This window comes from Allobosea sp. FG18, from assembly GCF_057809495.1.
Genome location: NZ_JBMDKB010000055.1, coordinates 1 through 7,593 on the forward strand (window position 1 = coordinate 1; position 7,593 = coordinate 7,593).

Annotated in this window: 9 protein-coding genes; 3 read left to right on the forward strand and 6 right to left on the reverse strand. The window is 65.7% G+C overall.

Annotated elements, in window-relative coordinates:
• Positions 1-285, forward strand: a 285-nt coding sequence (locus tag ACODTJ_RS28630; protein ID WP_488851568.1) for a LuxR C-terminal-related transcriptional regulator, incomplete at its 5' end; no start/stop codon positions are given.
• A 291-nt stretch (positions 286-576) separates the two neighbouring features.
• On the opposite strand, the gene ACODTJ_RS28635 is transcribed toward ACODTJ_RS28630, so the two are convergent.
• From ACODTJ_RS28635 to ACODTJ_RS28660, 6 genes are all read right to left on the reverse strand, one after another.
• The gene (locus ACODTJ_RS28635; protein ID WP_488851570.1) at positions 577-2,028 is read right to left on the reverse strand and encodes a hypothetical protein; all 1,452 of its coding nucleotides are present in this window, start codon (positions 2,026-2,028) and stop codon (positions 577-579) included.
• The gene (locus ACODTJ_RS28640) at positions 2,025-2,339 is read right to left on the reverse strand and encodes a hypothetical protein (RefSeq protein WP_488851572.1); all 315 of its coding nucleotides are present in this window, start codon (positions 2,337-2,339) and stop codon (positions 2,025-2,027) included. The genes ACODTJ_RS28635 and ACODTJ_RS28640 overlap by 4 nt, the downstream gene beginning before the upstream one ends.
• 29 nt (positions 2,340-2,368) lie before the next feature.
• Positions 2,369-2,626 carry a hypothetical protein gene (locus ACODTJ_RS28645; protein ID WP_488851574.1) on the reverse strand — a complete coding sequence of 86 codons (258 nt, stop codon included), beginning with the start codon at positions 2,624-2,626 and terminating at the stop codon, positions 2,369-2,371.
• Positions 2,627-2,954: 328 nt separating this feature from the next.
• Positions 2,955-3,488, reverse strand: a complete 534-nt coding sequence (locus tag ACODTJ_RS28650) for a hypothetical protein (protein WP_488851576.1) — start codon at positions 3,486-3,488, stop codon at positions 2,955-2,957.
• A complete protein-coding gene (locus ACODTJ_RS28655) occupies positions 3,485-4,198 on the reverse strand; it encodes a nucleotide-binding protein (protein ID WP_488851578.1) in 714 nt (237 codons plus the stop codon). The genes ACODTJ_RS28650 and ACODTJ_RS28655 overlap by 4 nt, the downstream gene beginning before the upstream one ends.
• 14 nt (positions 4,199-4,212) lie before the next feature.
• Positions 4,213-4,743: a hypothetical protein gene (locus ACODTJ_RS28660; RefSeq protein ID WP_488851580.1), complete on the reverse strand. Its 531-nt coding sequence runs from the start codon at positions 4,741-4,743 to the stop codon at positions 4,213-4,215.
• Between the two features lie 328 nt (positions 4,744-5,071).
• Between ACODTJ_RS28660 and ACODTJ_RS28665 the strand changes: the two genes are divergently transcribed.
• Positions 5,072-5,443, forward strand: coding sequence for a hypothetical protein (locus ACODTJ_RS28665; protein WP_488851582.1), 372 nt, complete (start codon positions 5,072-5,074; stop codon positions 5,441-5,443).
• Positions 5,443-7,122 carry a hypothetical protein gene (locus ACODTJ_RS28670; protein WP_488851584.1) on the forward strand — a complete coding sequence of 560 codons (1,680 nt, stop codon included), beginning with the start codon at positions 5,443-5,445 and terminating at the stop codon, positions 7,120-7,122. Before ACODTJ_RS28665 ends, ACODTJ_RS28670 begins: the two co-directional genes overlap by 1 nt.
• The last annotated feature ends 471 nt before the right edge of the window (positions 7,123-7,593 follow it).

Genomic DNA, 7,593 nt, shown 5'->3' on the forward strand with positions numbered 1-7,593 from the left:
CAAGGGGTCAACATTGGACGCCGATCGGGGGGCAACTTTGCGGGCCGTTTGACACCCCGATCGGTCCACTTCGACCATTTGCCGCCGGAACCGGCGGATAGGTGCTTCGAAAACGCGGTATCGGACACTCCAGAAAATGACTTCAGTGATGCCCAGGGAACCGACACAACTCCACTCTGCATGATAGCCAGTGGCTATCACAACGAGCAGATTGCCTGGTACGGCGAGATCGCCGAGGCGACCGTTGAAACTCACTTGTCCGAAGTCTTGAGGAGCTGGAATTGAGCTCAAGGACGTAAGCAGCAGTTGACTTCGCCGCAAGTCACGAAAGTTTAGCACCACATGTAATCAGAAAATCGTTAGTCAGTTATTGACCAAGTGCAAAATCTTTCGACGCGAATTATTTTCGTGATATAATTTCGCAGTATTTTACGATACTAGAACCGCCTTGCTGCTGCTCGGGGCGATTTCGCCTGAGCAGACGGCGCTGCCCATATTCGGGACCCCGCATGCGCTTTGGCTTCATCGAGGCAGTCCGTTGTTGATTGAGCCGTCCGCGCCGTCCGCCGTCCGCCATCAGGCGGACGGAGCGGACGGCACGGACAGCGGAGCAGCAGGACTAATTGCCGAAACCACGACGACCCTGTCGCGATTCTTGCCCTCGCGGGCGAATTCGATGGCGACGCCATTGGCGCGCAGGACGGGCGCGATGCGGCGCAGGCGGCCGCCGAGGGCAGCCGGCTCGAGACGCCTGGGCGGGACGAGACGCGGCTCGAGGGCGCGGGCGAGCTCGGTGGCGCTGCCCTGCCAGCGGGAATGGACGACGGCCAGCTTCCTGACCGCGGCGATGAGGGTGTCGCTCTCGGCAAGGCTGGTGGAGGCATCGGCCCGGTTGGCGTCGTGGGCTTCCATGAAACACCCCGCCGGCCCGAACGCCTCCTCGATGGCGATACCGAGCCTGGCGAAGCCGGCCATCCTGGGGAGCCTCGTGGTCTCCAGGGTCGGGAGCCGGGCGAGCGCGAGCAACATGAGGTCGAGCAGGGCGCCAAACACCTCGGGCCGGCAGGCCTCGAAGCGGGCCTGGAGGACCGCCGGATCGATCTTCTCCTCCTCGGGGATGGCCGGCAGGGTGAAGATGACGGCGCGGTCGGCGAGATCGGGCCGCTTAACGACATCCTCGATACCGTTGATGATCAACGGCTTGATGGCCTCGAAGTACGTTTCTCCCTCGTCGGTGTAGAGCTTGCGCAGCGACATGCCGCCACCGGTCGCGATCTTGCACAAGCTGTCACTCAGCCAGTCGCCAAGCGACGAGATGTTGTCGTAGGCGAGGACATGGCTGTTCGCAGAGGCGATATAGAGCTCGCGCTCGCTGCGCGGCAGGGCGCGTAGCGGCAGCGCGCTGGGGTCGACGAGATCGTGCAACGCGCGGCAGAAGAACGTCTTGCCGGCCCCCTGCTCACCGCCGGCCACGACCAGCGGATAGGGCCCGGCGGGCATCAGCGCCGCGACGCACCAGGTCATGGCGAGCTGGAAGGCGGCGTCATCGGCCAGGTTCAGGATCGACCTGAGGCTGTCGAGGGAACCCTCGCGCGAAGGGCGCGGCAGGGCCATGGTCAGGTCGGACTGAATGAACCGGGCGGCCGGGAACGGCTCGATCCGCCAGCCCTCTGGAGAGATCTCGACCGCGCCGCCGGACCCGTCGGCAAGGTCGAGATAGACCTTGTCCGCGTGAAGCGCCGTGCGCAGGTGGACCGGCTTGTCGGGTTCCAGGCTGGCGAGATCCTCCAGCGTGGTGATGGCGGCCTTGACGGCGCCGGACGGGGCGCTGCGGCCCTGCGCGTCGCGGAACTTGAGGCGAAGCCAGGACCCGAACTCCTGACCGCGAACAGGGAGGGTGCGACGGCCGGCATGGGTCGCCAGCGTGGCGTAGGTGCGCGTTTTCCAGCGCGACAGCTCGGCATCTTCCTGGGCGAGCGCCACCATGATGTCGGCGTCGGTCAGCGCTTTGACGGGCTCGTCGCTCATCGCGTCTCTCCCTCGCCCCTGTCCTGGAGCGGGTGGCGATCCAGGTCGATGGTCGCGGTAAAACCATCGCCGTCACGGGCGATGCGGATGGCGATGGCGCCGCCATCGCAGGCGGTGATGGCGAGCAGGAGCGAGCACCAGCTCATCGTCGCGGTCGGCTCGGGCGTCGCCAGCATGGCGGCGGGCCCCGCGCCGACGGGCTCGATGGCACGGCCTTCGGCGAGATCGCAGAGCCCCTGCTGGCGCCGATACTCCGTGGCGGCGCGCCAGATCGCGGGGAACTGCTCCTGGAAGATGGCTTTGTCGAACATCACGTCGTCCTGTCTGGTGGTATGGGGTGTCAGCGGATGGGGCTGGCGCAGAAGGCCCAGGTCTCGCCGGCGATGAAGCCGGGCAGCGCGGAACAGCAGGTGGTGGTCTTCGACCCGCCGGGGCCGGCGCAGGCCTCGACGGCTTCCAGAAGCCGGCCGCCGGAGAGCTGCCGCGCGCTGTCGCTGTAGCGAGCCTGGGTCAGGGCCCGCCGGTCGTTGCGGATCTCCTGCAGGGTGGCCACCATGAATCCCGACCCGAAGCTGAAGAAGCTCAGGCTGGTGATCATGAGCCAGACCGGAATCCGGTCCCCGCGGTGCGACCACCCTCGGAGGCTCGCCCCACCAGACCGGTTCTTGGCGGGCTGGCGAGAGGCATGCTGGTCTTCGTCGTTATCGTCGGCGTTCTGGTGGGACATCTGCTGGGTTCCTTCAATGCATCGGGAGTTATCTTCGCTCGTATCGGCGAGTGATTGTTCCCGGCCCGAAGCTCTCCCCCTGGGTCAGGTAAAAAGCCCGCTGGGATAGGCGGTCACGGGGTTACGAGGGGTACCGGAGCCCCGGCAAAACGGGCCGAGCCTTTCGAGGTGCAGGCCCCGCCAAGGCCGGCCCTGCCGGTCACCGGCTGTCGTCGTCCCGGCGATTCGTGACCCCGAAGGTCTGGCGGCTGACGGGGTCTGTGCCGGGTTGGCACCGGTTTGAGATTTGCACCCAGCCGGGCAGATCGCAGTCTACGAGCCGCTGGGCCATGCCGGTGTCGTGCAGGGTGCGGGCGGCCTGACCGGAAGCGGTGGCCGTCCAGGCTTGCTCCTGCGCGACCATGCGGTCACGCTGCTCATAGCCGCGGATCTGGCCTTCGCGATGCAGTGCCCAGCCGAACAGGACCGCGACGGCGGCCATCATAACGATCCAGCCGCGCAGGCGCCGCAGCGCGCTCGCGACCGACTGGGCCTCCGCCGCCTTGCGGGCGATTGCCTCGGTCCGGGTCAGGAGATCGCGATGGCGGACCAGATCGAGCAGATAGACGTCGTCGCCGGCCCGCAGATTGACGAGCCGGCTCTGCCGGACGAGTTCATCGAGTTCGGCAGGCGAGAGCCGCCTGCCGAGCACGGTCTGCGCGAACGCGTCGATCTCGCGCCGGGTGAGGCTCAAAGCCCGTACTCCTCGAGAAGAGGCGCAAGCGCGGCTTCCATCTTCAGGCGCATCAACGGGAGCCGCTTGCGCAGCTCCGGGCTGCCCTCAGTCTCCATGCGGATGTGCGACATCCGCTTGTTCCGAAACGCATCGACGATGACGCTGCTGATCACCGGGAAATCGAGCACGCGGCCGGCGGCTGCGAGGCTGCGCCCGATCTTGGAGCCGTCGAAGGCGTGAAACTCCTCGACATCGCCCTTTTCCAGATTCCGGAGGGCCCAGACATCGTTGACACCTACCTGTTCGACCACATCCTTGAGGTGCAGGTAGCTGTCGATGGTCTTGTCCATCGGCCATGCCACGGCCGTCGCCCGGCCAGCGGCCGCGAGTTCGACCTGGATGGCCGCGATGTTCTCCAGGAACAGCTCGGTGTCACCCGCCGGCGCGGAAACCAGGATCGGGCCGGTGTTCTCCGGTACCAGCGCGAGCTGAGCGATCCGGCTGTAGCCAAAATCCTTCTTCAACTTGATCACATGGACAAGGGCCTGCTTGTGGAGCGCCTTGTAAATGTCCTGGTGATCGTCGTCGGCATCGACGATCGTGCAGCTGTGTCCGCGCTTCTGCAGGAGATAGGCGAGGATCGCGGTCAGTTCGGTCTTACCGACACCGCCGTTACCGTTCTTGCTGAAGATGAGCGGCGCCGGCTTCGGCTGGATGCTGGTGGACATGAGCTTCTCCTGGGTTATTCCGGATCGGGCTTGATCCGGACTGTGGTGTCGTAGTTCTGGGGAACCGGAACGGTGTCGGGCTCGGGCGGGTTCGGCCTGTCCGGCGGCTGCTGGACGGCGACGGACGACTGGATCGCGGCAGGGTCGGCGGGCGTCTGGCCAGACGCGCTGTCGAGGGGCTCGATACGATTGCCGACGCGGCGAAGGCCGAGCTTCGCGAGCTGCGGGTCGTATTTGCCGCGCTTGATGCGCGAGCGGTACTGCCGCACGCTCTCGCCGGAGAGCTCTTCGAAGTTGGACGCCCTACGCAACTTCTCAGCGAGGCCGTCGTAGACGCTCTTGCCCCTGCGATCCTTGCCGCGACCGCGGTTCGCCTCGACGATCAGGTCGATGTCGACCAGGGCCGTGGCCACGACCAGCCAGACATGGGGCGGCCGGAGAATGCGGGCATCGGTCTGCGCCTTGGCCTCCTCGGCCAAGGCGGCGCGGATCGCCTCCATTGTCCCAGGTCGGGGCTTGCCGTTCGTGTCGGTATCCTTGGACATAGCCACCTCGTTCAGAGCCTTATCATCGCATCGCCGCGACAATTTAAGTAGTTATATTGCGTATATATTTCCGTATCCGAGATATTATCGCGATATGATCGTGATATTGCTTGATACGTATCCAGTAAAAGCCGCAGATAAAAAGAATAAAATTTGATATTGCGAGAAGATTGATCCATCAATAGTGCAAGTCTGTTCCATGTTTACCCAGCTGTGCTGTGACATGGCTTGCTTGCCAGGGGAGCTGTCGCCCCCGTGGACCCCCACTGACCCGGCAAGCCGGGTGCGCCTTCGGGCGCCGGCCTCGCCGCAAACTGAGGAGATCGAGATGACCGAGAAGAACCGTTTCCCGAACGCCGTCGCTTTCAGGCTCGACGACCCCACCCACGCCCAGCTGGTGACGGCCGCCGCCGCGGCCGGCGTCTCGCCGGGCGTCTGGGTCCGGGGCCTCGTGCTGAAGGCGCTAGGGTCTCGGATGGAGGCGCCGAAGATCAGGCGGGCTGCGGCCAATGCCGTCGAGCTCAACGCCATTCTGGACGAGCTCAGGGCACAGGGCCGCAACCTGAACCAGATCGCGAGAGCCGCGAACGCCAACGCTTCCGCGACCACCATCGCCGCGGATATCGCCGCGCTGCGGACAGCGCTGGAGGCCGTCATGGCGCGCGTGCTGGATGCCCTGCGCATCGACGACGATATGTGATGTATATCGAGACGATACCGCGCCGGCTGGGCGGCCTCGCCAGTCACCTGCTGCACACCGGCCGCGGTTCGAACGAGCGGGTCATCGTCCGCTCGGATCTCAGCCGCGACATGCCTGCCGACGTCGAGCTCGGCTTGCGGCTGCTGGCCACTCCGGCACGTCGTATTCGCCGCATGAAGCGGGATGTCGTCCACGTCGTCATGTCGCCCGAGCGCCCCCTCACCCAAGGGGAGGTCGAATTGATGCTGGGACTCTACGAGGCCGAGTACGGCATTCCCGCCGGTAGTGCCCGGCTCGTGGTCGAGCACCAGAAGGGAAACCGGGCTTCGCACTTCCACCTCGTGTACTCGATGGCAGACGAGACCAAAGGGAAGGCCTTGCGGTTCAGCAGGTCCCGCGACCGCGACGAGATGCTCGCCCGCCGTCTCGAAATCACCTTTGGCGTGAAGCTCCAGCCGAGCACGCGCGTCGACCGGACGGCCGAGCTGCTGCGATTGCGTGGCCTGGACGAGCTCGCCGAGATCGCCGCGGCGGGGCCGCGTCGCGAGAAGGGCACGAACCGCTCGAAAGCAGAACGCCAGCAAGAACAGCGTCTCGGTGCTGATCGCGAGCTGATCGACGCCAGGCTGATGCAGGCCTGGCGCCAATGCGCTGGTGACCTGACCAGGCTGCCTGTGGAGCTCGGGCATCTCGGCTTCGCACTTGTCGCCGGCGACAAGCGTATTGCCGGCGTTCCAATCGTGCTGCTCGTGGATACGGAATCTCACTACACCGGGAGCCTCACCCGCGATCTGAACCGGGCCAGGAAGGCTGCGGGCGAGACGGTGCGCATCCGGGAGCCCGCGATGGGTGCCGCCGTCGGCGAGCTGAAACCCGAGAAGGAAGTCAAAGCGCAGCTGCGCCGGACGGCTCCCCGGCGCGCCGATCAGGCGCTTCTGGGCGAGTTCGATCGCCTGATCGAGGAGATGGATGCCGCTGGGGATCGCGAAGAAGCCGCCAAGGCGAAGGTCGGCCGTGCCCGTGTCGCCGCCCGGCTGAGCGCCGAGGAGAGCCAGAGCCTGAAGGCACGGCAAAGCGACATTCGCAGCCGCTACCGGCAGCGCAACCGCATCCGCCGCGCCAGGGTCAATCGCAGCTTTATCGCCGCAAAACTGTTCGGCAGCCCCGAGGTCCGGAAGGCCGCCTTCCTGTTGGTCTCGATCGGCGTTCTTGCGGTCGGCGGCGGTCTGTTCACCGCGCTGGCCGCTTCGGGCGTCGCAGTCAGTCTCCTGCCGAGCTTCACCGGTGCCAGGCGGCGGCGGGCCGAAGCCGATCAAGCTTCGGTCCTCGATCAGGCTGCCATGGCGAAGGAGCTGCGTGCCGAGACCCAGCGCTTCTTCCGAGAGCGGGCTGTCGCCCTGCAGCTCGCCCGCCAGCAGGAGCTGGCCCGTGAGCAGAGAATGCGCACAGCTCTCGACGTCCGGATGCGGCAGCAGCGCGCTGGCCAACTGCGCCGGAGCCAGGAGCTCCAACTTCGGGCCCGCGCAGCCGAGGCTCAGGCCCTGGCGCAGCAGCGGGCTCAGCATGCCGCTCAGCTCACGGCCGCTCGGAAGCGACCCGGCCCCGGCGGACCCGGTCAGGGATCCCGCCAGCCCGTTCAGCCCAGGAAGGCTCCCAGCCGTGGCGGCATGGAACGCTGACGGCGCGTGGACGACCTGGCGCTCGTCTTGCGCCAGGCGGCGTGCGATCCTATCTTTGGCTTCGCGCCGATCCATCCGAATACGTCCCGTTCGTTTATCGGGACATATCCTCGTCGATATCGGCAGCCGGGTCCGGTGATCCCGAAGCTCTCCCCCTGGGCAGGGTGATTCACCCGTCCAGATAGGGCTTTTGACTCGTTGGAGGTCTGACCGGATCTGTCAGAAACCGCATTTACCCCTTAGCCGCGTCGAGCCTTTAGCCGCTTACGCTCGGTGCTCTGTGCGGTGGTCCAGAGTCAGGCGGCTGCGCAAGTCTTACGCCGTATGATGGTCTCTAAGGCTCGTAAGATAGCGGCGCTTGGCGCAGCACTGCGCGTCGCAATGCCTTGCCGATCAACTCGTCGTGAAGCGCCAATGGACTAAGCCGCTCTCGCGGCAGTGCGCTGCGGCTCGGTAATTGCTGAGATTTTG